20 protein-coding genes and 3 pseudogenes are annotated in these 23731 nt (G+C 62.7%); 13 read left to right on the top strand and 10 right to left on the bottom strand.

Annotated elements, in window-relative coordinates; translation table 11 throughout:
* Nucleotides 1-209: 209 nt before the first annotated feature.
* From AYJ54_RS47765 to AYJ54_RS24610, 3 genes and pseudogenes are all read right to left on the bottom strand, one after another.
* A pseudogene (locus tag AYJ54_RS47765) lies at nt 210-359 on the bottom strand (alpha/beta fold hydrolase); the annotation flags it as partial.
* Nucleotides 360-489: 130 nt separating this feature from the next.
* Nucleotides 490-945, bottom strand: a complete 456-nt coding sequence (locus AYJ54_RS24615) for a GatB/YqeY domain-containing protein (RefSeq protein WP_063702137.1) — start codon at nt 943-945, stop codon at nt 490-492.
* Between the two features lie 33 nt (nt 946-978).
* The gene (locus AYJ54_RS24610) at nt 979-1707 is read right to left on the bottom strand and encodes an alpha/beta fold hydrolase (protein ID WP_063702135.1); all 729 of its coding nucleotides are present in this window, start codon (nt 1705-1707) and stop codon (nt 979-981) included.
* A gap of 146 nt (nt 1708-1853) precedes the next feature.
* Here AYJ54_RS24610 and carA point away from each other — a divergent pair, with 146 nt between their 5' ends.
* Complete coding sequence (carA, locus tag AYJ54_RS24605; protein WP_063702133.1) at nt 1854-3044, top strand: glutamine-hydrolyzing carbamoyl-phosphate synthase small subunit; 1191 nt, start codon at nt 1854-1856, stop codon at nt 3042-3044.
* 211 nt (nt 3045-3255) lie between these two features.
* Nucleotides 3256-3777, top strand: coding sequence for a cupin domain-containing protein (locus tag AYJ54_RS24600; RefSeq protein WP_063702131.1), 522 nt, complete (start codon nt 3256-3258; stop codon nt 3775-3777).
* 90 nt (nt 3778-3867) lie between these two features.
* Here the strand turns inward: AYJ54_RS24600 and AYJ54_RS24595 are convergent, their stop codons facing one another.
* Complete coding sequence (locus AYJ54_RS24595) at nt 3868-4392, bottom strand: Dps family protein (protein WP_063702129.1); 525 nt, start codon at nt 4390-4392, stop codon at nt 3868-3870.
* A gap of 114 nt (nt 4393-4506) precedes the next feature.
* Here AYJ54_RS24595 and AYJ54_RS24590 point away from each other — a divergent pair, with 114 nt between their 5' ends.
* Entirely contained in the window at nt 4507-5211 is a 705-nt protein-coding gene (locus AYJ54_RS24590; RefSeq protein ID WP_063702127.1) for a class I SAM-dependent methyltransferase, read from the top strand.
* A gap of 418 nt (nt 5212-5629) precedes the next feature.
* On the opposite strand, the gene AYJ54_RS24585 is transcribed toward AYJ54_RS24590, so the two are convergent.
* Nucleotides 5630-6001, bottom strand: coding sequence for an ArsR/SmtB family transcription factor (locus tag AYJ54_RS24585; RefSeq protein WP_063702250.1), 372 nt, complete (start codon nt 5999-6001; stop codon nt 5630-5632).
* A gap of 110 nt (nt 6002-6111) precedes the next feature.
* Between AYJ54_RS24585 and AYJ54_RS24580 the strand changes: the two genes are divergently transcribed.
* From AYJ54_RS24580 to greA, 3 genes are all read left to right on the top strand, one after another.
* Nucleotides 6112-7281 carry an MFS transporter gene (locus AYJ54_RS24580; protein WP_063702125.1) on the top strand — a complete coding sequence of 390 codons (1170 nt, stop codon included), beginning with the start codon at nt 6112-6114 and terminating at the stop codon, nt 7279-7281.
* 142 nt (nt 7282-7423) lie between these two features.
* Nucleotides 7424-10888 (top strand): carbamoyl-phosphate synthase large subunit, encoded by a 3465-nt coding sequence (gene carB, locus AYJ54_RS24575; RefSeq protein WP_063702123.1) that lies wholly within the window; start codon nt 7424-7426, stop codon nt 10886-10888.
* Between the two features lie 206 nt (nt 10889-11094).
* Nucleotides 11095-11568 (top strand): transcription elongation factor GreA, encoded by a 474-nt coding sequence (gene greA / locus AYJ54_RS24570; RefSeq protein WP_063702121.1) that lies wholly within the window; start codon nt 11095-11097, stop codon nt 11566-11568.
* A 320-nt stretch (nt 11569-11888) separates the two neighbouring features.
* Here the strand turns inward: greA and AYJ54_RS24565 are convergent, their stop codons facing one another.
* Entirely contained in the window at nt 11889-12368 is a 480-nt protein-coding gene (locus AYJ54_RS24565) for an Lrp/AsnC family transcriptional regulator (protein ID WP_027534298.1), read from the bottom strand.
* Between the two features lie 267 nt (nt 12369-12635).
* On the opposite strand from AYJ54_RS24565, the gene trxB reads away from it, so the two are divergent.
* The 5 genes from trxB (at nt 12636) to AYJ54_RS50820 (ending at nt 16627) form a co-directional block, all read left to right on the top strand.
* Nucleotides 12636-13601, top strand: a complete 966-nt coding sequence (trxB, locus tag AYJ54_RS24560; protein ID WP_063702120.1) for a thioredoxin-disulfide reductase — start codon at nt 12636-12638, stop codon at nt 13599-13601.
* Between the two features lie 5 nt (nt 13602-13606).
* Nucleotides 13607-14530, top strand: coding sequence for a LysR family transcriptional regulator (locus tag AYJ54_RS24555; RefSeq protein WP_027551803.1), 924 nt, complete (start codon nt 13607-13609; stop codon nt 14528-14530).
* Between the two features lie 442 nt (nt 14531-14972).
* Nucleotides 14973-15881: a 4-hydroxy-tetrahydrodipicolinate synthase family protein gene (locus AYJ54_RS24550; protein WP_063702118.1), complete on the top strand. Its 909-nt coding sequence runs from the start codon at nt 14973-14975 to the stop codon at nt 15879-15881.
* A 318-nt stretch (nt 15882-16199) separates the two neighbouring features.
* Nucleotides 16200-16349: a hypothetical protein gene (locus tag AYJ54_RS51390; protein ID WP_201724238.1), complete on the top strand. Its 150-nt coding sequence runs from the start codon at nt 16200-16202 to the stop codon at nt 16347-16349.
* A gap of 131 nt (nt 16350-16480) precedes the next feature.
* On the top strand, nt 16481-16627 hold the full coding sequence (locus AYJ54_RS50820; protein WP_161491885.1) for a hypothetical protein: 147 nt from the start codon (nt 16481-16483) through the stop codon (nt 16625-16627).
* Nucleotides 16628-16706: 79 nt separating this feature from the next.
* Here AYJ54_RS50820 and AYJ54_RS24545 read toward each other — a convergent pair whose 3' ends face one another.
* Both AYJ54_RS24545 and AYJ54_RS24540 read right to left on the bottom strand, forming a co-directional pair.
* Nucleotides 16707-17384, bottom strand: a complete 678-nt coding sequence (locus AYJ54_RS24545) for a ParA family protein (protein WP_063702116.1) — start codon at nt 17382-17384, stop codon at nt 16707-16709.
* A 524-nt stretch (nt 17385-17908) separates the two neighbouring features.
* Nucleotides 17909-18262, bottom strand: coding sequence for a hypothetical protein (locus tag AYJ54_RS24540; protein ID WP_063702114.1), 354 nt, complete (start codon nt 18260-18262; stop codon nt 17909-17911).
* Nucleotides 18263-18860: 598 nt separating this feature from the next.
* On the opposite strand from AYJ54_RS24540, the gene AYJ54_RS24535 reads away from it, so the two are divergent.
* Both AYJ54_RS24535 and AYJ54_RS24530 read left to right on the top strand, forming a co-directional pair.
* Nucleotides 18861-19799, top strand: coding sequence for an AEC family transporter (locus tag AYJ54_RS24535; RefSeq protein WP_063702112.1), 939 nt, complete (start codon nt 18861-18863; stop codon nt 19797-19799).
* A gap of 196 nt (nt 19800-19995) precedes the next feature.
* Complete coding sequence (locus AYJ54_RS24530) at nt 19996-21237, top strand: serine protease (RefSeq protein ID WP_063702110.1); 1242 nt, start codon at nt 19996-19998, stop codon at nt 21235-21237.
* Between the two features lie 421 nt (nt 21238-21658).
* On the opposite strand, the pseudogene AYJ54_RS24525 reads toward AYJ54_RS24530, so the two are convergent.
* Nucleotides 21659-22638, bottom strand: a pseudogene (locus tag AYJ54_RS24525) (catalase family peroxidase).
* A 264-nt stretch (nt 22639-22902) separates the two neighbouring features.
* Nucleotides 22903-23663, bottom strand: a pseudogene (locus AYJ54_RS47760) (IS5 family transposase).
* Nucleotides 23664-23731: the final 68 nt, after the last annotated feature.

The following is a 23731-nucleotide window of genomic DNA, read 5'->3' as shown; positions in this document are numbered from 1 at the left end:
CCTCTTGCGCGGACGGCCGGAGCTTCCTCCATCCACGCGCTTCTTGCTTGACCGCCAGTTTAAGCACGTGGATGCCCGGGACAAGCCCGGGCATGACGATGGGGAAGCATCTCGCCTCTAAGGCGTCATCCCGGGGCGATGCGAAGCATCGAACCCGGAATCTCGAGATTCCGGGTTCGCCCTTTGGGGCCCCGGAATGACCGCGAGAGTTATCGCACCGTCCGGAAGAACGTCCTGACCTCGCCGACAAACAGCTCGGGCTGCTCGAATGCGGCGAAATGCCCGCCCTTCTCCATCTCGCGCCAATACGTGATGTTGGGAAAGTTCGGCTCCATCCAGCGCCGGACCGGCGTGATGATCATCGGTTGCCTCCCAGTGTCTTCGTCATTCCGGGGCGCGCGAAGCGCGAGCCCGGAATCCATTGATCAACGGATTCGGCGGCGCGATGGATTCCGGGTTCGACGCTTCGCGTCGCCCCGGAATGACGAGCTATCCGGTGAGCGCCGCCTTCACCAGGCCGCTGGCTTTGCCAAAATCCATCTGGCCGGTGTACTTCGCCTTCAGCGCCGCAATCACCTTGCCCATGTCCTTCATGCCGACCGCGCCGGTCTCGGCGATCACGTCCGAAATCGCCTTCTTCACGTCGTCATCCGACATCTGCTTCGGCAGGTATGCCGAGATCACCGCGATCTCCTCGCGCTCCTGGGCGGCGAGCTCGGCGCGGCCGCCCTTGTCGTAGAGCTCGACCGCCTCCTGGCGCTGCTTGATCATCTTCTGCAGCACGCCGAGCAGGTCGGCGTCCGATAGCGGCGGCTTGCCATTGCCGCGCGCCTCGATGTCGGCGTTCTTGATGGTCGAGTTGACCATGCGCAGCGTCGAGAGCTTGCGCTCGTCCTTGGCCTTCATGGCCTCCTTGACCGCATTGTTGATGTCGTCGCGCATCATGGCCGTGATCCCTTCAAATATCTGTCGCCTGATCTAGGCCGTTCGCGCCCCCGAGACAACCGGGCCCCTCAGCCATTCGACCAGCGCCTGCGCCGTCGCCTCGGGCTGTTCCGGCTGCGGCAGGTGTCCGCAATTGCTGAGCACGACGAGCTTGGCACCGGCAATGCCCTCCGCCATCTCCTTCGAGAGCGCGTTCGGGATGGTGTTGTCCTGATCGCCGGTCAGCACCAGCGTCGGGCATCGGATTGTTGCAAGCGTCGGCCGCGAGTCCACCCGCGCGATGATCGCGGTCTGCTGCCTGATGTACCCGTCGACGCCGACGTCCTCGCCCTGCGCATGCACGAGCTGGCGCAGCTTGGCGTCGTCGCGACGCGAAGGATGCACCAGTTCAGGAAACATCTCCTCGCGCGCTGCGCGCAGTTCGCCGCGCCGCGCCCGTTCCATCAGGCCGCGCCGGCGTGCAGTCGCCTCCGGCGTGTCGGGCCGCGCCTGGGTGCTGATCAAAGCGAGCTTCACCACCCGTTCGGGCGCCTGCCGCATGATCTCGAAGGCGATGTAGCCGCCCATGGAGTGGCCAGCGAGCGCAAAACGCGGTGGCGCTTCGCTGAGAATGCGCTCGCCGATCGCCGTCATGCTGTCGTCACGGATGTGGTTGGCGACCGTCACCGGGCCGAACGGCCAGAGTGCCGGGATCACCGGCGCGTAGATCCGGGCCGAGGAGGCCAGTCCCGGAACCAGCACAATCGGGGTCGTCTGGTCCATTATTGCCTCGCAAGCCCAGTAATTTGCCGGAAATTATTCTGCCGAGCTTAAGTGCCTGAGAGGGCCTGTCAAATATGCAAAAACGCATGTGAATCCGCCCTTTCCCGCTTTGACGGGCGCCACTTGCCAGACTATGAAGCGGGCTCATGACACAACCTGACAACGATCCCGCTTGGCCGGACCACAAGCCGACCGCGCTCTTGGTGCTTGCCGATGGCACGGTGCTCGAAGGCTTTGGTCTCGGCGCCGAAGGCCACGCCGTCGGTGAAGTCTGCTTCAACACCGCGATGACCGGCTATGAGGAGATCCTGACCGATCCCTCCTATGCCGGCCAGATCATCACCTTCACCTTCCCGCATATCGGTAACGTCGGCACCAACGACGAAGACATCGAGACGGTGAACATGGCCGCGACGCCCGGCGCGCGCGGCGTGATCCTGCGCACCGCGATCACCGATCCCTCGAACTATCGTGCGACCAGGCACCTCGACGCCTGGCTCAAGGCCCGCGGCATCATCGGCCTCTCCGGCATCGACACCCGCGCGCTGACCGCGCTGATCCGCAGCAAGGGCATGCCGAACGCCGTGATCGCGCATTCGAAGAGCGGCACGTTCGACCTGCACGGCCTCAAGGAAGAGGCGCGCGAATGGCCTGGGCTCGAGGGCATGGACCTCGTGCCGATGGTCACCTCCGGCCAGCGCTTCACCTGGGACGAGACGCCCTGGCTGTGGGACAAGGGTTTTGGCCGGCAGGAGAATCCGGAGTTCAACGTCGTCGCCATCGACTACGGCATCAAGCGCAACATCCTGCGCCTGCTCGCCGGCGTCGGCTGCAAGGTGACGGTGGTGCCGGCGACGACCTCGGCCGAAGACATCCTGGCGATGAAGCCCGACGGCGTGTTCCTGTCCAACGGACCGGGCGATCCGGCTGCGACCGGCAAATATGCTGTGCCGGTGATCCAGGACGTGATCAAGTCGGGCACGCCGACCTTCGGCATCTGCCTCGGTCACCAGATGCTCGGCCTCGCCGTCGGCGCCAAGACCAAGAAGATGCATCAGGGCCACCACGGCGCCAACCACCCCGTGAAGGATGAGACCACCGGCAAGGTCGAGATCACCTCGATGAACCACGGCTTCGCGGTGGACCAGGCGACGCTGCCGGAGGGCGCGACGCAAACACACATCTCGCTGTTCGACGGCTCCAATTGCGGCATCCAGCTCGACGGCAGGCCGGTGTTCTCGGTGCAGTATCACCCCGAAGCGTCGCCGGGCCCGCGCGACTCGCACTATCTGTTCCAGCGCTTCGCGGACCTGATGCGGCAGAAGAAGAGCGCGTAAGGCGCTCTCTCGATAAGTCGATTCCACAACGTCATGCCCGGGCTCGTCCCGGGCATTTTCGTTTTTGGTTGCGGGCCGTCATTCCGGGACGCGCGACTTGTCCGCCGAAGCTCGAAGAGCGAAGGCGCCCCGGAGTGATGGAGTGGCAACGGAAGGAACGTCATCTCTCGCGATCGGTTGATCTCTGCTACTCTCACGCAGGAGCCCCGCGATGCCTGTCGTCCGCGACAATGCCGAACCACTCGCCATCGTCTTCGAGGACGACGGGCTCGTGCCGAACAACATCCTCCCCTTCCTGGTCTATCAGGGCGCAGTCACGCTCGACCCGAAGCATCCCGAGGAAACCATCGAGAATCTGTTCGGTGCAAACGGCTGGGGCGGCACGTGGCGCAACGGCGTCTACGACTATCTGCACTATCATTCGACCGTGCATGAGGTGCTCGGCGTTGCGCGCGGCCACGCCCGCGTCCGCTTCGGCGGCGATCACGGCCAGGAGCTGGAGATCAGGGCCGGCGATGTCGCGATCCTTCCCGCCGGCACCGGGCATCAATGCATCGGGGCCAGCGACGATTTCTGCGTGATCGGTGCCTATCCGCCGGGCGCGAACATGGAGATCACGCGGGCAACGCCGGAGAACCACGCCAAGGCGCTGAAGACGATTCCCGCCGTGAAGCTACCGCCTGCCGATCCCGTCACCGGCAAGGATGGAGCGCTGATGCGGCTGTGGCGGTAACCGCAACTCGCGCCTCATACACGGTGTCGTCCCGGACAAGCAAGCGTAGCGAGCGCTGATCCGGGACGACATTGTTGAAGCGACGAGAAACTACGCCGCGTTGCTGCCTTCCTGGCGGGTGGCTTCGAACAGGAACCAGGTGCGGCGCTCGGTCTCGTCGATGAAGTTTTCGAGGATGCTCGCGCTCGCGACATCGCCGGCCTCGTCGCACACCTCATGCGCCTTGCGCATGGCGGCGGCGACGTGCTTATTGTCCTGCATCAATTCGCGCAGCATCTCACGCGGCGGGACGTAGTCCTCGTTGTTGTCCTTGATGGTCTGGAGCTTTGCGACCTGGCCAATCGACTTCAGCGTGGTGCCGCCGATCTTGCGGACGCGCTCGGCAAGCTGGTCGGTGGTGGCGAAGATCTGGTCCGACTGCTCGTCAAGCAGCAGGTGGTAGTCGCGGAAATGCCGCCCGCTGATGTGCCAGTGGAAATTCTTGGTCTTGAGATAGAGCGCGAACGCGTCGGCCAGAAGCACGTTGAGCGCCTGCGAAACCTTGTTGACCGCCTGGGGCGACAGATCGGTGGGAGTGTCGAGGTCGGGCGAGACCTTGTTGTTGGCTTTGCTCACGGGAAACCTTCCTGTTAGGACGCGGACATTGACGGCGCGCCGTCGCACCCCTAACGCAAGGCGGGCAGCGCCGGTTCCTGCGCAGGAACCGTTTGGCCGGGACCTTCAGATACCATGGACGATTGGATCGATTATTACGACTCCACGCATACGATCTATGTCAGCAAGCTGCATCGCGATTTGCACTTCCAGATCATTGCGCGCGACATCCTCAGCTACATCTCCTCGCCCGAGGCGACCGTGCTGGACTATGCCTGCGGCGAGGCGCTGTCGGCCGCTCAGGTGGCATCCGCCTGCGGCAAGCTGATCCTGGCCGAGCCCGCGCCCGGCGTCCGCGGCCGGCTGATCGCGCGATTTGCCCCGAACACGAAGATCCGCGTCCGCTCGCTCGAGGACGTGAAAAAGATGCAGGAGCAATCCGTCGACCTCGCCGTCATGAATTCGGTCGCGCAATACATGTCGCCCGAGGAGCTCGATTCCGCGCTTCTCAACATCCGGCGGCTCTTGAAGCCATCCGGCAGGCTGGTGCTCGGCGACATCCTTCAGCCGAATGTCGGCATGGGACGGGACGTGATGGCACTGCTCAGCTTCGGGCTACGTCACGGCTTCTTGAAAGACGCGCTGATCGGGCTGATCAGCACCGCACTGTCGGACTACCGTCATCTGCGATCGCGCATCGGGCTACAGCGCTACAGCGAGGATGAAATCACAGCCAAGCTGAGTGCGGCGGGGTTCGCTGTCCAGCGGGCCCACACCAATATCGGCCACAACCGCTGGCGCATGACCTTCGTCGCACGGCCGCCATTGGTGCGCGGTTAGGGTTAACGAGTGGCTGCGGTGGCTTGCCGCCCCGCGATCGGCGATGATCGAGACGGCCCGGTGGCGGAAGCGTCTACGCGAGGGCGGTGCATCGCTCTTTATCCTGGTTCAAATCCAGGCCGGGTCTCCACGCTTCGCCCCGACGGGGCTACGCGTGGCGCAGCCACGCTAGACCGACGCGGCAAAGCGTGTCCGGCGTAGCTTGAGCGAAGCGAAAGCGTAGACGGACTGGATCTCGCCGTAGCTCGAGGGCTTTCGCGGCCGTCCAACCAAAATCTCGAAAACAACCCCATGCAAAGTAGCCTGCTACGGCCGGGTGATGTCTCGCTGCATGTTGCGAAGGCATTGAAACGACGGGCAAATCAGCGGCCGACGCGCAAGTTCGCCGACGATCAGGCGAATCTCATCTCATCAAGCTTCAATCCACGCCGGCCACATCGCACTCGGGAACAAGCTGAAGCCGATCGGCATCCCTGGCTGCGGAGTTGATCACGGCATCGAGCAAGCCCGGGAAGCGCGCGTCCAGATCCTCGCGGCGGAGCCTCGTCATGCGGCTGGTGCCGACGATACGGGTCTGCGTCAGTCCGCATTCGCGCAGCTTGGCGAAGTGATAGGCGAGGTTCGACTTGGCCCCGAGCCCGCTGAAGTCGCCGCAGCGCAGTTCGCTGCTGACACGTTCTTGCTGGGCGAGCTGGTAGACGATCGCGAGCCGGATCGGATCGCTCAGGCAATCCAGAACCATCGGCAGCTCGATCTGCTCACGGGTGGGGTGGAGGGGCGTGCGGCTCATATCCGGGATCATAATGCGACGGCGACGATGTTCAATAGTTCTTGAACCAATTGACACTGAAACCTGCTCGAACAATAGTTCAATAAACTTTGAACATAGGAATATATCCCATGAGCGTGCTCTGGCTGGCCTTGGCCGCATTCGCGATCGGCACGGAAGGCTTTGTTATTGCGGGGCTTTTGCCGGCGATCGCCACTGATCTGGGGATTTCGGTCTCCGCCGCCGGGCAGTTGGTCACCACTTACGCCCTCACTTATGCGGTCGGTTCGCCGATCCTCGCCGTAACGCTGAACAACATCGACCGCCGCACGGTGCTGGCACTCGCGCTGTCGACCTTCATCGCCGGCAACCTCGCCGCAGTCGTGGCCTCGGGCTACGCCCTGCTGCTGGCATCGCGAATGCTAATGGCACTGGGTGCCGGGCTTTGCATGCCGACGGCGCTCGCCGTGTCCGTTGCGGTTGCCTCGCCCGAGCGGCGCGGCCGGGCGGTGGCGTTGGTCACCTCCGGCATCTCGGTCGCGACTGTCGTCGGCGTTCCCCTCGGCAACCTCGTCGGCAGCCTGTTCGGCTGGCGGGCGACCTTTGCCATGGTCGCCCTGCTCGGCGCCGTCGCGCTCGCAGGCCTGCTACTCGGCCTGCCCCGCGGGCTGCCGCGCAATACGGCCTCGCTCACTGAGCGGCTGGCCGTGGCTCGTCACGGCAACGTCCTGATTGCGCTCGTCATCACCATCCTGTGGGCGCTCGGCGGCTTCACCGTCTTCACCTATTTCGCTGTCCCGCTGAAAAGCCTCGGTTTCGACGCCTCCAGGATCAGTCTTGCGCTGCTGGTGTTCGGCGGGGCGGCCGCGATCGGGAACATGCTCGGCGGCGTCCTGGCCGACCGGCTCGGCACGCTGGCCACCGCAGGGCTCGGGCTCGCGGGCATGGCGACAGCCCTGATCCTGCATTCGGTGGTCCTGAAATTGATGCCTGACCAGGCGTATTACGCGGTGCTGGGCGCGATCTTCCTGTGGGGCATCTCGGGCTGGGCGTTCTATCCGGCTCAGCTCGCCAGCATCATCCGGATCGAACCGCAGGCCTCGATGATCGCACTCTCGCTGAATGCCTCGGCGATGTATCTCGGCTTCGCCATCGGCGGAGCGCTCGGCGGCGTGGTGCTTGCGGCGCTCTCGCCAACCGATCTCGGCTGGGTCGGCGGATCGAGCGTTGCGGCGTCGCTTCTGGTGCATCTCGCCCGGAGCTGGCAGGCCCGGCCAAAACCCGTGAAAATTGCCGGTTGATGGGCATTTTTCGGGGTTTCGCCGCCCCAAAAACTGGTCTATGACCCACCCGCGCGCGAGGGAACCCCCGCGCTCTCGGCTCAAGGGGACGCGCGGCGAGCGCGCCCTTTTTTTGTGCCTAAATTCCAGCCCGCGAGCGGTGATGCCCAAACGAACCGACATCTCGACCATCCTGATCATCGGCGCCGGTCCCATCGTGATCGGCCAGGCCTGCGAATTCGACTATTCCGGCACCCAGGCCTGCAAGACGCTGAGGGAAGAGGGCTACCGCATCGTCCTCGTCAATTCCAACCCGGCCACGATCATGACCGACCCGGAATTGGCCGATGCGACCTATATCGAGCCGATCACGCCGGAGATCGTCGCCAAGATCATCGAGAAGGAACGCCACGTCGTCCCCGGCGGCTTCGCGCTGCTGCCGACCATGGGCGGCCAGACCGCGCTGAACTGCGCGCTCTCGCTGCGCAAGCAGGGCACGCTGGACAAGTTCGACGTCGAGATGATCGGCGCGACCGCGGACGCGATCGACAAGGCCGAGGACCGTCAGCTCTTCCGCAACGCCATGGAGAAGATCGGGCTCCAGACGCCGAAGTCGCGGCTCGCCAACGCCTCGGCGCTGAAGAAGTCCTATCGCGACAAATACGTCGCCGAACGCGAGAAGCTGTCGGGCCACGCGCTTGAGGAGCTCGACCGACAGTGGTCGCTCGGCGAGAACGAACGCCGCAAGCACTATCAGCAGCATGCGCTCGGCGAAGCGCTGATGGCACTGTCCGAGATCGGACTGCCCGCGATCATCCGGCCTTCCTTCACGCTTGGCGGCACCGGCGGCGGCATCGCCTACAACAAGGAAGAATTCCTCGACATCATCGAGCGCGGCCTCGATGCGTCCCCCACCAACGAAGTCCTGATCGAGGAATCCGTTCTCGGCTGGAAAGAGTTCGAGATGGAGGTGGTGCGCGACAAGAAGGACAATTGCATCATCGTCTGCTCGATCGAGAACTTCGATCCGATGGGCGTGCACACCGGCGACTCCATTACCGTCGCGCCGGCGCTGACGCTGACGGACAAGGAATACCAGATCATGCGCGACGCCTCACTGGCGGTGCTGCGCGAGATCGGGGTGGAGACCGGCGGCTCCAACGTGCAGTTCGGCATCAACCCGGCCGACGGCCGCATGGTCGTGATCGAGATGAATCCGCGCGTGTCGCGCTCCTCGGCGCTGGCCTCGAAGGCAACGGGCTTCCCGATCGCCAAGGTCGCGGCCAAGCTCGCGATCGGCTACACGCTGGACGAGATCGCCAACGACATTACCGGCGGCGCGACACCGGCTTCGTTCGAGCCGACGATCGATTACGTGGTGACGAAGATCCCGCGTTTCGCCTTCGAGAAATTCCCGGGCGCCTCCTCCACGCTGACCACCTCGATGAAATCGGTCGGCGAAGTCATGGCGATCGGCCGCACGTTCCAGGAGAGCCTCCAGAAGGCCCTGCGCGGGCTCGAGACCGGTCTCACCGGCCTCGACGAGATCGAGATCGAGGGCCTCGGCCACGGCGACGACAAGAATGCGATCCGCGCGGCGCTCGGCACCCCGACGCCGAACCGGCTGTTGCAGGTCGCGCAGGCGATGCGGCTCGGCTGGTCCAACGAGGATATCTTCAACTCCTGCAAGATCGACCCGTGGTTCCTTGCCGAGATGCGCGTCATCGTCGACATGGAAGCCAAGATCAAGAAGAACGGCCTTCCGTCCAACGCCTTCGGCATGCGCAGCCTGAAGGCGATGGGCTTCTCGGACGCGCGGCTCGCCGTGCTCTCGGAAACCACGGAGGCCGAGGTCACGGCGAAGCGCCACGCGCTCGGCGTTCGTCCCGTGTTCAAGCGCATCGACACCTGCGCGGCCGAGTTCGCTTCGCCCACCGCCTATATGTACTCGACCTATGAGGCGCCATTCGCGGGCGCAGTTGCGGACGAGAGCGCGCCGTCGGACAAGAAAAAGGTCATCATCCTCGGCGGCGGCCCGAACCGCATCGGCCAGGGCATCGAGTTCGACTATTGCTGCTGCCACGCCTGCTTCGCGCTGCATGACGCTGGCTACGAATCCATCATGATCAACTGCAACCCGGAAACGGTGTCGACCGACTACGACACCGCCGACCGGCTCTATTTCGAGCCGCTCACCGCCGAGGACGTGCTGGAGATCATCGCGACCGAGCGCAGCAAGGGCACGCTGCATGGCGTGATCGTGCAGTTCGGCGGCCAGACGCCGCTGAAGCTCGCGCGTGCGCTGGAGGCGGCCGAAGTGCCGATCCTCGGCACCTCGCCCGACGCGATCGATCTCGCCGAGGACCGCGACCGCTTCAAGCGCGTGCTCGACAAGCTGCGGCTGAAGCAGCCGAAGAACGGCATCGCCTATTCGGTCGAGCAGGCCCGCCTCGTCTCCGCGGATCTCGGCCTGCCGCTGGTGGTGCGTCCGTCCTACGTGCTCGGCGGCCGCGCTATGCAGATCATCCGTGAGGAGAACCAGCTCAACGACTACCTGCTCGGCACGCTGCCGGAGCTCGTGCCGGCCGACGTCAAGGCGCGCTATCCGAACGACAAGACCGGGCAGATCAACACCGTGCTGGGCAAGAACCCGCTGCTGTTCGATCGTTATCTTTCCGACGCCACCGAGGTCGATGTCGATTGTCTCTGCGACGGCAAGGACGTCTTCATCGTCGGCATCATGGAGCACATCGAGGAAGCCGGCATCCATTCCGGCGACTCCGCCTGCTCGCTGCCGCCCTATTCGCTCGATGACAAGATGATCGAGGAGCTGGAGCGGCAGACCCGTGAGCTGGCGCTTGGCCTCGACGTCGTTGGCCTGATGAACGTGCAATACGCCATCAAGGACGGCGATATCTATGTGCTCGAGGTCAACCCGCGCGCCTCGCGCACCGTGCCGTTCGTCGCCAAGGTGATCGGCACGCCGGTCGCGAAGATCGCCGCGCGCATCATGGCCGGCGAGAAGCTCGCCGACTTCAAGCTCAGGAAGCGCGAGCTCAAGCATGTCGGCGTGAAGGAATCCGTGTTCCCGTTCGCGCGCTTCCCCGGCGTCGACACGGTGCTCGGCCCCGAGATGCGCTCGACCGGCGAGGTGATGGGCATCGACAGCTCCTTCGAGGTCGCATTCGCCAAGAGCCAGCTCGGCGGTGGCACGCCGGTACCAGGCAAGGGCACGGTATTCGTCTCGGTGCGCGAGAGCGACAAGCTTCGCATCACCGAGGCGGTGCGCCTGTTGCATTCGCTCGGCTTCAAGGTGTTGGCGACGTCGGGCACGCAGCGCTTCCTCACCGACCAGGGCATTCCGACCGAGAAGGTGAACAAGGTGCTGGAGGGCCGGCCGCACATCGTCGACGCCATCACCAACGGCGACATCCAGCTCGTCTTCAACACCACCGAAGGCCCGCAGGCGCTCGCCGACAGCCGTTCGCTGCGTCGCGCGGCCCTCTTGCATAAAGTGCCGTATTACACCACTCTTTCCGGGGCCGTGGCGGCCGCGCAGGGCATCCGCGCCTATCTGGGCGGGGACCTTGAGGTTCGTACCCTGCAGAGCTATTTTTCGGAAACCTGATCGTTGGTGGGGCGAAGCTTCCGCTAAGCGATTGGCAATGCAGCCACAATGGCCGGAGGAACTGTCCCGCCATGTGGTTGTTCTGTTCCGGCGCCAGACCCACATAACGTTCCGGTGGCTGCGTGTTCAGTCCCGGAAATAGTGTCGAATCATGGCTGCGACGCCCTTTCTTTTCGAGGGCGCGCAGCCGTAGAACGAGAGAAGCGATGGAAAAGGTTCCGATGACTCTGGCCGGTTTTACCGCGCTCGGGGAAGAATTGAAGCAGCGCCAGTCCGTGGACCGTCCGCGGATCATCGAACATATCGCGGAGGCGCGCTCACACGGAGACCTGTCGGAAAACGCGGAATACCACGCCGCGAAGGAAGAGCAGTCCCACAATGAGGGCCGCATCGCCGAGCTCGAGGACAAGCTCGCGCGCGCCGACATCATCGACATCTCGAAGCTGTCCGGCGACACCATCAAATTCGGCGCCACCGTGACGCTGGTCGATGAGGACACCGAGAAGAAGGCGGTGTGGCAGATCGTCGGCGAGGTCGAGGCCGACGCCAAGAAGGGCCGCATTTCCATCACCTCGCCGCTCGCGCGCGCGCTGATCGGCAAGAAGAAGGGCGCCACCGTCGAGGTCAACACGCCTGGCGGCGCCAAGGCCTATGAGATCACCAAGGTGGAGTGGCGGTAATTATTTGCCGTCACGTTTGACGATGATTTGAAAAGGCCGCGCATCGCGCGGCCTTTTTGTTGCGGCGTGTTTCGCGTCGTGAGGCGAGCTTGCGCCCTCACCACGCGTCATTGCGAGCGCAGCGAAGCAATCCAGAATCTTTCCGCGGAGACAGTCTGGATTGCTTCGCTACGCTCGCAATGATGGAGAAGACGGCTAGGCCAACTCGTTCGGGAGAGCCCCTCCCCCTCTCAGCGCGAGCGAAGCTCGTCGCGGCCCCGTCAGAACGGGGAGAGGGAGAGGAACGGCGAATAACGGGGAGACGGAGAAGACAGCAGGTCCTATCTCCGCCCCTTCACATCCAGCGGTACGGCGGCCTCGTATTTCGAATTGTGCAGCACGAGCGAGGTCCGCACGTTGCGCACATGGGGTGCCGCAGTCAGGTGCGTCACGAAATCCTGGAAGGTCGCCATGTCGGGCGCGACGCATTTGAGGATGAAGTCGACTTCGCCCGACAGCATCCAGCACTCGCGCACCAATGGCTCGGCGCGGACGAACTCCTCGAAGGCGCGCAGGTCGGCCTCGGCCTGGCTGGAGAGGTGCACGGCGGCGAACACCGTGACGTCGAAGCCGAGCTTTCGGGCGTCCAGGAGGCCGCGATAGCCGTGGATATAGCCTTCCTCCTCCAGCGCCCGGACGCGGCGCAGGCAGGGCGGCGGCGAAATTCCGACCCGTTTGGCCAGTTCGACATTGGTGATTCGACCGTCGGCCTGAATCTCGGCGAGAATTTTGAGATCGATCTCGTCTAGGTTCCGCGACACGTGATTGGAACTCCTGGCCTAGCGGCGGTATCGGGTGGGTCTGTCGCAATCCTCATAGCCGAGTCCGCATCGGGTGCGCAATTTTATTGCGCGTGCAACGCAATCGAGTTTTGTTCCCTGTTGGAAAAATCCGCCGATTGGGAATGCAATTCTTGCATAGCTCACCAGAAGGCTTAGATTAGCTCTGATATTTCAGCGCCTCCGCGACGCCCTCTTGGCACTTTCCGCGCCCGCGCTGCGAATCCCCCAAGAAAGGCGTCCGTGAAAATGCCCGCCCCTGTCCATGCAAAGGTCGTCATCATCGGCTCCGGCCCCGCCGGCTACGCGGCGGCGATCTACGCCGCGCGTGCGATGCTCGAGCCGATCCTGATCCAGGGCATCCAGCCGGGCGGCCAGCTCACCATCACCACCGACGTCGAGAACTACCCCGGCTTCGCCGACGTGATCCAGGGCCCCTGGCTGATGGAGCAGATGGAGAAACAGGCGCTGCACATGGGCACCCAGATCAAGACCGATCTGGTGACCAAGCTGGAGACCTCCCACCGTCCGTTCCGGCTCACCTGCGACTCCGGCGACGTCTATCTCGCCGATACCGTCATCCTCGCCACCGGCGCCCAGGCGCGCTGGCTCGGCATCCCGTCCGAGGAGACCTTCAAGGGTTTTGGTGTGTCGGCCTGCGCCACCTGCGACGGCTTCTTTTATCGCGGCAAGGAAGTGATGGTGGTGGGCGGCGGCAACACCGCGGTCGAAGAGGCGCTGTTCCTGACCAATTTCGCCTCCCGGGTCACGCTCGTGCACCGCCGTGACCACTTCCGCGCCGAGCGGATCCTTCAGGACCGCCTGTTCAAGCATCCCAAGATCAAGGTGGTCTGGGAGAGCGTCATCGACGAGATCTGCGGCGAGGCCAATCCGGGCAAGGTCACCCATGTCCGCCTCAAGAACGTCAAGACCGGCGCGCTCACCGAGGTGAAAGCCGACGGCGTGTTCATCGCCATCGGACATGCGCCGGCAACCGAGCTCGTGAAGGATCAGGTCAAGCTCAAACCGTCGGGCTATGTCGAGGTCGCCCCGAACTCGACCGCCACCTCGGTGCCCGGCCTGTTCGCCGCCGGCGACGTCGCCGACGAGACCTATCGCCAGGCCGTCACGGCCGCCGGCCTCGGCTGCATGGCAGCGCTCGAAGCCGAACGTTTCTTGGCCCTGCGCGCCAGTGAGCGCGCGGCAGCGGAATGATGACCATGGCTAGAACACGCGACGGATTTACGGACATGGACTGGGACAAGCTGAAGGTGTTTCACGCGGCGGCGGAAGCGGGCAGCTTCACGCATGCGGGAGAACAGCTCGGCCTGTCGCAATCGGCGGTCTCGCGGCAGGTCAGCGCGCTGGAACAGGAGCTCTCGGTTTCGCTGTTCCACCGCCACGCCCGCGGCCTGATCCTCACCGAGCAGGGCGACCTGCTGTTCCGCACCGCGCATGACGTGTTCATGCAGCTCCAGGCCGCGCGTGCGAAATTGACCGACAGCCGCGAGCGGCCGAGCGGCGATCTCAAGATCACCACCACGCCCGGCGTCGGCATCAACTGGCTGATCCCGCGACTCGGCGAATTCACCGCGCTCTATCCGGAGATCCGGATCTCGCTGATCGTCACCGACGAGGAGCTGGATCTGTCGATGCGCGAGGCTGACGTCGCGATCCGCACCCGCAAGCCGACGCAGCCCGATCTCATCCAGCGCAAGCTGTTCGCGATGGGCTTCCACGCCTATTGCTCGCCGGAATACATCAAGCGCTTCGGCACGCCGCGCACGCTGGAGGAGCTCGACTCCCACCGCATCATCACGCTCAGCGACGGCAACTTCGCGCCGCATCTTCAGAACCGCAACTGGCTGATCGAAGCCGGGCGCAACGGCAGCGGTCCGCGCGAAGCGTACTTCAAGGTCAACAACATCCTGGGCCTCGTGCGCGCCTGTCAGCAGGGCCTCGGCATCGCCGCGCTGCCGGATTACCTCGTCGAGGAAAACAGCCGCCTGGTGCAACTGTTCGGCGAGTCGGATTCGATCCAGCTTGATACGTATTTCGTTTATCCCGAAGAGCTGAAGACGGTCGCGCGCGTGCAGGTGTTCCGCGACTTCGTGGTGAGCAAGGCGCAGCGCTGGCCGTCCTGATTTCCGCATGTCTGACATGCGACCTCGGCGGTTGCTGCAAGGCTCAGGGCAAGCCCATAATGTTTGCACGCTGAGCCTTCGCGTTGCGCATTTGTCCCCCTCCTCCAGTGGCGCGGGAGTTCAGTAATCCCTCTTGGAAGGTGATTGTGTCGGCCTCACGTGGCCAATACCTAAGCCGGGCTCATTGGGCCCGGCTTTTTTTCGTCAAATTGGGTATTCGCCCTCCGCGTGTATTGACAGTTCCAGGCATACCCCGCATCATTTGCCAATGATCACGAAGTCGTGCGCAGTTGTCTCGAAAAAAGGCCCCCATCCGGGGACCTCGGAATTTTGCGCGCGCTAGCCAAGCTTCGTCATCGTCGCAATCCCGAAAACCCCGCCACCTGGACGGGGTTTTTTCATGTGCCCTCCGTCTCAGGTCAATCTGACAAGGAGATGGAACATGACCGGTCTACGAGAACATCTGCAAGGGCTCTGGCTGCCGCTGGTGACGCCGTTTCGCGACGGCCGTCTCGACGAGACGTCGCTGCGGCGGCTGACGCGGCACTACACGGCGCAAGCGGTCGACGGCTACATCCTCGGCGCGACCTCCGGCGAAGGCATGACGCTGCGGGACGCCGAGCTCGAACGCCTCGTCGCTACCGTGCGCGACGAGATGGCGGCCGGCCGCCGCACGGTGCCGATCTGCCTTGGCCTCTCCGGCGCGGACACCTCGCGGCTCAAGGATCGGCTCGACGAGACCGCGGACTGGCCGATCGACGGCTATCTGATCGCGAGCCCCTACTACGTGCGGCCGTCGCAGCGCGGATTGCTTGCGCATTTCGAAGCGCTCGCCGATCACGCCGCCTGGCCGCTTGCGCTCTACAACATCCCCTATCGCACCTCGGTCAACGTCACCAACCAGACGCTGCTGCGGCTTGCCGAGCATCCGAACATCGTCGGCCTGAAGGATTGCGGCGCGAGCCGCGAGCAATCGATCGCGCTGCTCCGCGACCGGCCGAAGGGCTTCCGCGTGCTCACCGGCGAGGACGCCAATTATCACGAGGCGCTCACCGACGGCGCCGACGGCGGCATCCTGCTCTCCGCCCATCTCGAGACCGCAGCCTTCGCCGCCATCTACACTGAGCTGAAGCGCGGCAACGCCAGCGCGGCGCTGGCGCGCTGGCAAGACGTCGCGGAGCTGACGCGCCTGTTGTTCGCTGAACCGAGTCCGGCGCCGGCGAAGTACTGGCTATGGCGAACGGGTCTGATCGACAGCCCCGAAGTGCGCCTGCCGATGGTGGAGGTGAGCAGCGAGCTCGCCGCCACACTCGATCACGAGATCGAACGACGGGTGAAAGTCGCGGCGTAGCTCTTCCCTCGCCTCTCCACCGCGCACGCTGCCGTCCCTTCTCCCCTTGTGGGAGAAGGTGGCGCGCACATCGTGCGCGCCGGATGAGGGGTTTAGCTCCGCACACTCACTGCAGCAGATCAGTTCGCGGAGAGAGACCCCTCACCCGTCTCGACGCTCCGCGGCGAGCCACCCTCTCCCACAAGGGGAGAGGGGAAGAAGCGCTCTTGGTTAACCCCACCCCAACCGCCTTCGCAGCCGCGGCATGGCGCGTCCACGTCCCGTTTGCGCAACCGCGCCTATCGTCTTCACCGAAGACCTTCCGAAGGGGGAAAAACCATGGGGCATCGAACCCGGCCTACGGCCGCGCGCCAATTCGCGCCCGCCGATCTCTTGCAGGGAATTCTGGTGGTGTCGTCGTTCGGCTTCTGGGCCGTGATGCTCGGCCTGCTGTCGGTCCTGCTGTTTCGCGTTTGGCTCGTGGGCTGACAAAGGCCCAGCGCGGATGGTTAATCCGCGGGTAGCATCTGTGTTCAAATGCCAACGCAGTTGCGATCCGGAATCTTAAAACCTCTCGCGTATCACCTGGGCCCATAAGCGAAGAAATCGCGGGGGCGTTTGTGAATAGTCAGAACGATATGGCGTCGCATTACGACGCCGGACAGCAAGGCTTTACCACCGAGGACATTCTCTGGTCCGTCGGCATCTGGTCGGTGATCCTGACCCTGTCGCCGGTGATCGTGTTCTACATGCTGATGGTGGCGTAACCCGCCTCCACCGGACTTCGGACACGCAAAACGCGCGGCTTGTCCGCGCGTTTTTCGTCCGGGAAACGCAATAATGAAACTAAGCCGCCTGCTTGTGCATTGCGCCGGATGCCGACGCCGTGCCGCGAATAGCCTTCACTGAACGCTCGATCGCCGCCCACAGCCTCGCAATTTCCTGAGCCGCACGGCTCTCGGCCTGATACTCCCGCGCGCCCTCGCCATGGCTCAGCGCCATCAGGAGGTCGGAACGGTTGGTGATCTGGCCGCCCCACACCGGTGCGCGGAACTTCGCCAGCGCCTCGCGGGCGATGGTGACGATCGGACTCTCGGCGTCATCACGACGGGCCGGCGCACCGTTCAGCACGACCGCGTAGGGCTTGCGCGCCGCGCGGCACATCTGAATCGTTTCCTGCACCGCGTTGACGTCGAACACGCCGGGACGCGCCGGAATGATGACCATGGTCGCGTTCCTGATCGCGTCGTCGACGACGGCCGACAGATTCGGCGGCGTGTCGATCAACACCCATTCATATCCGTCGCGCTTGGCAGCGGAGACGATGCCGCTGACGGAGTTCACTGCTGCCTTGATCGGCGGCTCGTTGGTGCCACGCAGCTTGTGCCACAGCGTGAGCGACCCCTGCGGATCGGCATCGACGAGCAGAATGGGCTTGGTCGCCTTGATCTGCGCGGCAAGATGAGCAGCCAGGGTACTCTTGCCCGAGCCGCCTTTACGCGATGCAAAAACAATAACGTTCATACCTCTGGCCTCCAGATTGACCCCAGACCACGAAAATGAATCACCGCGCTGATTCGTGAAAGAAAAATTTACCGGGAGTTGCGTCGCCGCCACGAAATAACAAGGCGTGTTGGCTTTTGAGTCACACTGCTTCGCGCGACGCGGATACGAACAGCAATGAATCGCCTGTCACACCAGCATTTCGTGCGCTTTTTGAGCAGCAATGCGGGAAAGAGTGGAATGCAACCTCGCCGCGCAAATCCTGATGCGGCTCTTTTCCGCCGATCGCAATGGGTAATTGCTGCAGCCACCCGCGTGGGGCGTGAACAAAAGGAGTCCTTAGGCTGTCGCGAAGCTGATGCCCTGAGTCATTTTGACTGAGGGTCCTCCGCCTCTCCACAATCGGATGAAAGGTCCCACGTTGAATCTCGGGGTGCAGGCATCTCCTCGCCGTCAGGACCAGGCTCCGCGCAAGCGACACCAAAACGCGAATGCCCGGGACAGGCCCGGGCATGTGTCTGCGGATGAGCGGTGCAGCAGGGCGCTCAGGTCTCGTCGGCCTTTTTCTTCTTGCTCGCCTTCGACGCCGGCTTGGTGCTCTTCCTCGCGGTATGCGGCTTGATGTCGGCCGGCCGGCCGGCGCGGACCTCGCCCGGCTCCGGCCCCTGCCGGAAGAACACCCGGCATGGCGGCGAGAGCTGCGCCTTCTTCTGGACCATGCAGGCGGTGATGGCATCGACGTTTGGAACGAACTCGCCGCACAGCCGCATCGCATCCGGCGAGCAGGCCTGCTGCTGTTCGGGAGTGTAGGCGAAGCCAGCGCCGGGCTGGATCAGGATGGCCAGGGCAATCCCGGAGATTGCAGCAGCCAGGGACTTCTCAAAGCGGAACGCCGGCATTGATCCCCCCAAATTGTCTTGTCGGAGGGAATAGTGGGTGAACGCCCGTTCGTTGGCAACCGAGCCCTGATGCGAAAACCGCGACCTGTGCGCTCCGGGCAACAGGCAGTCAGCCCAGCACCGGCCAGACCGGCGGCACCAACGCGCCGAGGCTGGTGGGTCACACCGCATTCTCCGCTGTCGTCACCCGCCTGGCGCGGATGCGCACTGGGGCGGGTGACCCAGTATTCCAGAGACGCCTGAAGTTCCCCGAGGAGCCGCGGCGTACTGGATCCCCCGCCTTCGCGGGGGATGACAGCTGTGTGCGGGGACAAAGTGAAGCGATGCCCGGTAGCCGATCGATCCATCCCGGGCAAGACTCCGCGGTGCGCGGCTAACCCTTTGGAAGAACTGGCGAGATCGGGTGGGGCCTAGAGCTTCGGTGACCGTCCGACAAAAAATGCGAAAACAACCCCATGCAAAGTAGCCAATGGGACCGAAGCGGCTTTTTGCGGATTTTACGAAGCCCCTTTGACATGTCGGGCAAAACAGCGGCATGATGCCATGATCGAGGGCGCGTGGGGGTGGTCAGCGGATATCCCCATGATGTGAGGACCGCATGGCCACCGTGTTGATCGTCGCGCCGGTCTTTGCCCTGATCGCGGCCGGCTATGCGGCGGTGCTGTTTCGCTTCGTCTCCGAGACCGCGCACAAGGGCATTTCCGAATTCGCCTTCAGCATTGCCATCCCGGCCCTGCTGTTCCGCACCATCGTCGTCTCGGAATTCCCGCACCTGAGCGCCTTCCGGATGTGGGGCGCCTATTACGGGGCGCTGGCGATCACCTGGATCGCGGCGCTGGCGCTGTCGGCCCTGCTGCGCGAGGACCGTGAGGACGGCGTGGTCTTCGCGATCGGGTCGGTCTACGGCAACATCGTGATGCTCGGCATTCCGCTCACGCTCTCGGCGCTGGGAAACGAGGCGGCGGGGCCGATGGCGCTGATCCTGTCGGTGAACACGCCGCTGCTCTGGCTCTGCGGCACGCTGCAAATGGAATGGACCGGTCGCAAGCAGACGGGCTCGGCCCTGTCGATCATTCTGCCGGTGCTGCTGGATCTTTCGCGCAACCCGATCATGCTGGCGATCGGCTTCGGCCTCGTCTGGCGCTTCACCGGCTTTGGCCTCAATCCCGTCGTCGACAGGACGATCGAGCTACTCGCGCAGGCGGGATCGCCCGCAGCGCTGATCGCGCTCGGCATCAATCTGTTCCGCTTCGAGGTCAAGGGCGAGAAGCTCGGCATCGTCGTCATGTGCGCGCTAAAACAGCTGGCGATGCCGGCGGCCGCCTTCCTGCTGGCAAAGCTCTTGGACCTGCCGCCGCTAGCGGCCGGCGTGGTCGTGCTGTTCGCGGCGATGCCGACCGGTGCGAACGCGTATATCTTTGCGGTTCAGTATCAGCGGCTGGTGAACCCGGTGTCGGGAGCGGTTGCGCTGGGCACGCTGCTGGCGGCGGCGACGTTACCGGTGGTGGTGGTGGTGATCGTGGCGGGGTTGAATTAGGGCGTGTACTGATAAGACAATGTCGGCTCCTGAGGGTCGAGCGGAAATCCTCTGATCGGTTGGAGCATTGCTGCTAGTGACCCGCAGCGGATTTTCTGCCGACATCGAATTGAGCTTGAGGTGCGCTCAAAGCGGTAGTTGAACTGGGTCCTATCTTCGACCAAGATTTGTTATCCGCACCTTGGGATGACCTGCGATGGAGCAAGAAGCCAGCAACACGAGCGGCGACAGGGAGACTAAGACGGAGAGGCTCGCGCTGGATTGGGAGCGCCTTCGGTTCGACCGGAAGAAAGCCGCGATAGAGTTTCGGCTGAAACGTGAAGAACTGGCGGGCGCTCGAGACAAAGAATGGAAAGAGTTGCTTGCCAACCCATTCACCCTCGCGATCGTGGGTGGTTTCATCACCGTCATGAGTACAATTATCTCAAATCATCTCACCGCATCTGCAAACGTTGAGCTTGAAGGTACCAAGGCACAGCTCGCCGCAAGGGCCGAGACCGCCAAAGCAGAGGCGGCAGCGCAAGCCGCAAAGCAGGCGCTTCAGGCTGATCTCATAAAAAAGTTTGTTGAAAGTCCGAAAACCCAAACGGTACGAGACAATCTTAAATTCCTGGTCGACGCTGGCTTGTTGCCGGACTATGCAGCGAAAATCAGTGCGTACCTCAAGAATAATCCCGATGCCGCCCCCCAGGTAGGAACTACATCTGAGCCGCGTCCTCCGGTGATCGGCGGAACCCTAAACTCTGGCGTGGCTTGGCCTTGGTTAGTTGGGTTAAAATTGACCGGAGCTCCCGTTGCCACGCTCTTTTGTCAGGGCACGGTAATTGGTCCGCACACGGTACTAACGGTTGCCCACTGCGTTTCTGGCTTTAACGGGTCAACCCCTGCGGTTTCGATAGTGCTTGCAAACGCAGAGGGAACCAAAAAAGAGGTACAGGTTGCGAAGGTTTTTGTGCATCCGTCGTTCTCGACGGATCCAGTACCGCGGAACAACATCGCTATCCTCGACCTAAAAGAGTCATTGCCGCCCCCATACGTGACGCTATCGCGAGCGAAAGCAACTGACCCAGCCCCTGGGACTGTAGTGATGGTTGCAGCAATAGCCTCAAAGGACTTTGCTTTCTTAGAAGCCCAAATTCCCATTGTTGAAGACAAGGTGTGCTTGGCGAGTATGAGTAAGGATATTGATCCGACTAGCAACGTATGTGCTGGCTTTGCAGCTGGCGGAGTTGACTCTTGCCAGGGGTCAAGCGGAGGACCGCTCGCCGCCGTTGATAAAGCGGGCCGCAAGTATCAGATTGGAATTACGAGTTGGGGTGAAGATTGCGCAAAGCCAAATAAGTATGGCGTCTATACTCGCGTCTCGGCATTTACGGATTGGATAAAGCAAGTCGTTCCTGATTTGCCAACCGACACTAGTGTCGCGTCGAAGCCGTAATCAGGACGCAGTGGTCGCATTTCTATGGATTACGTTGCAATTTGGAAGACGGTATGACCGGCGCGTCACCGCTTCTGGCCCATCGGCGACCCCCGGCAATGTCTGCTTTTGTACCGCTGTTGAGGATGAGCGGACATCTGGGCCGCCCAAATTAAGCGCTTGAGTTATGAGTACACGCCCCTAGCTAGTTTAGGGCGTGTACTCATAAGACAATGTCGGCTCCTGGGGGCCGAGCGGAAATCTTCTGATCGGTTGGAGCATTGCTGCTAGTGATCCAGAGCAGTCGATTGGTTTGCTCAGGCGAACATTAGTTCTTGATGAAGATCCTGCATCATTGGAGAGGACAGGCACAGAACGGGTACCCCGAACGCGAACGTGACGACGTTACTTCCATGGTTCTGACCACGGCATACCCTGATGGTCAGGGATTGCGCCGCGAGAACGAAACAGCATATGCGGCACCGCGGATGTCAATCAGCGGATCATCGGACTGCTCGATTCCATCGGTGAGCTGTCCCGGTAGAAACAGTAATCTTTTCTGGGCCTCGACACTGTTCGCTGCTGCCCTGTCGATCGTCAGCACTCCAAGCTCTACCACCTTACGATTGTCGGGCCAGGGCTTCGCCGGATCCTTCGTGGAATCGTCCGCCGCAGCGAGTTGTGCCTTGTAGTGAAAAATCACCGGTCCCCGCTTCAGGCGTTCTGGCAACTCTTCCATCAAGAAGTCCGGTGCTCGTTTCGCAGCGTCAGACTTATCCAGATGAACGACGTTCTCGGGCAGCATCTGATAACGGACCGCCTGCCTCTCACCCGCTTTGTTGACGAAAACGAACGCATCAATGCCGAAGTATTCTTCGTCGGCGAAGCTGTCTGGCGTGGCCACGGTGCTGAAGGCGGCAGGAACCGAGGGGTGGCTCGCCGCGAACTGTTCGGATTTCGTCGGCTTGGTAGCACTCGGCGGGCTCTCCGACAGCGCCAATAGCAGGTCGCGAAACTCTTCGCCCGTAGACACAGGGAAGAACTTGAGGGAATTGATCACAATGTCGGTGTCGCTGCCGTCCGGCAGATGGAACTTCACAGCCATCCCGTGCGGGTTGGCGTCTTTGGACCCATCCGGCAGGTTCGGTACCCCGTGGAATCCGAGAAGCGCACCGTCACGGGGATCGTGCCGCCGTTGAAAAGGGCCGCTCGGCTTAGCTCTGCGGCTTCCGGAGATGCTTTGAAACTACCCTCGACCACGATGCCTTTAGCATGATTGGCACGAAATCCGGGATGTACCCCGAATACCTTGTTCATTGCATTGACGAGCTGTTCCTCGAGGGGCTGGTCTTGCGCCAGTGCAACGACGGGCAAGGCAAAACCCAACCCAACTAGCGCAGCAACGACTGTGCGGTTTGTCATAGGGGACCTCCTATGTAAGGCGCAAGCAGTATAGCACCAAGAAGCTGGCCTATGGGCGAGTTCAGTCTCGGCATGAGTCAGTCAGCGGAGCGCATTGCGCCGGCGAGGCGATGGAATAGGTAGAGTGCACTGGCCCACCGGCGACCTCCGGCGATGTCCGCTCCTGTGCCGCTGTTGAGGGATGAGCGGACATCTGGGCCGCCGAAATTAAGCGCTTGAGTGATGAGTACACGCCCTAGCTAGTCCGCGGACTAGGGTCCAGACTCAATTGATCCAATAGGCGACGATGGCTGCGATGTGGACGGCAGCCAAGAAGTTTCTGGCGAGTTTATCGTAACGAGTTGCGACACGCCTGAAATCCTTGAGCCGGCAGAAGCAACGCTCGATAACATTGCGCCCTTTATAGATGCGCTTGCTGAAGTTGTGGAAGGTCACCCTGTTGGATTTGTTTGGAATGACGGGCTTGGCGCCACGATTGACGATTTCGGCGCGAAAGCCGTCGCCGTCGTAGCCTTTGTCCCCAATGAGGGCAGACATGGGCGGCGCGAGTTCCAAAAGGGCCGGCGCTGCGGCAATATCTGCGTCCTGGCCCGGAGTGAGATGAAATGCGCAGGGTTTGCAATCAGGGTCGCTCAGCGCGTGGATTTTCGTGGTCCGCCCGCCGCGCGAGCGGCCGATCGCCTGTTCATGTTCCCCCCTTTTCCGCCGCTCGCCGAGCGATGCGCCTTGATCGAGGTGGAGTCGATGGACAAAGTCACGCCATCCTTGCCGCAGCGGGCGAGCGCTTCAAAGATCGCCTGCCAATGTCCGCGCTTGGCCCAGCGATTGAACCGATTGTAGATCGTCGTGTAAGGACCAAAGTCGGGCGGGCAATCGCGCCAGCGCGCGCCACACTGAAGCATGTGGATGATACCGCTGATGATGCGTCGATCATCTTCGCGCTCCGGTCCGGTCTGGTTCGTTGGCAGATGCGGCTTTATCTGAGCCCACTGCTTGTCGTTGAGCCAGAACAGCCCCTTGCGCATCAAAGCCCCCGTGCCGAATCAGTTCGGGTGCAAGAGAATCAGAGCGCGCTAATTAGGTACAGACCCTA

It is taken from the genome of Bradyrhizobium centrolobii (assembly GCF_001641635.1).
GTDB lineage: Bacteria > Pseudomonadota > Alphaproteobacteria > Rhizobiales > Xanthobacteraceae > Bradyrhizobium > Bradyrhizobium centrolobii.
The sequence above is the reverse complement of the archived record's forward strand: the minus strand, read 5'-3'. Positions and strand labels throughout refer to the sequence as shown.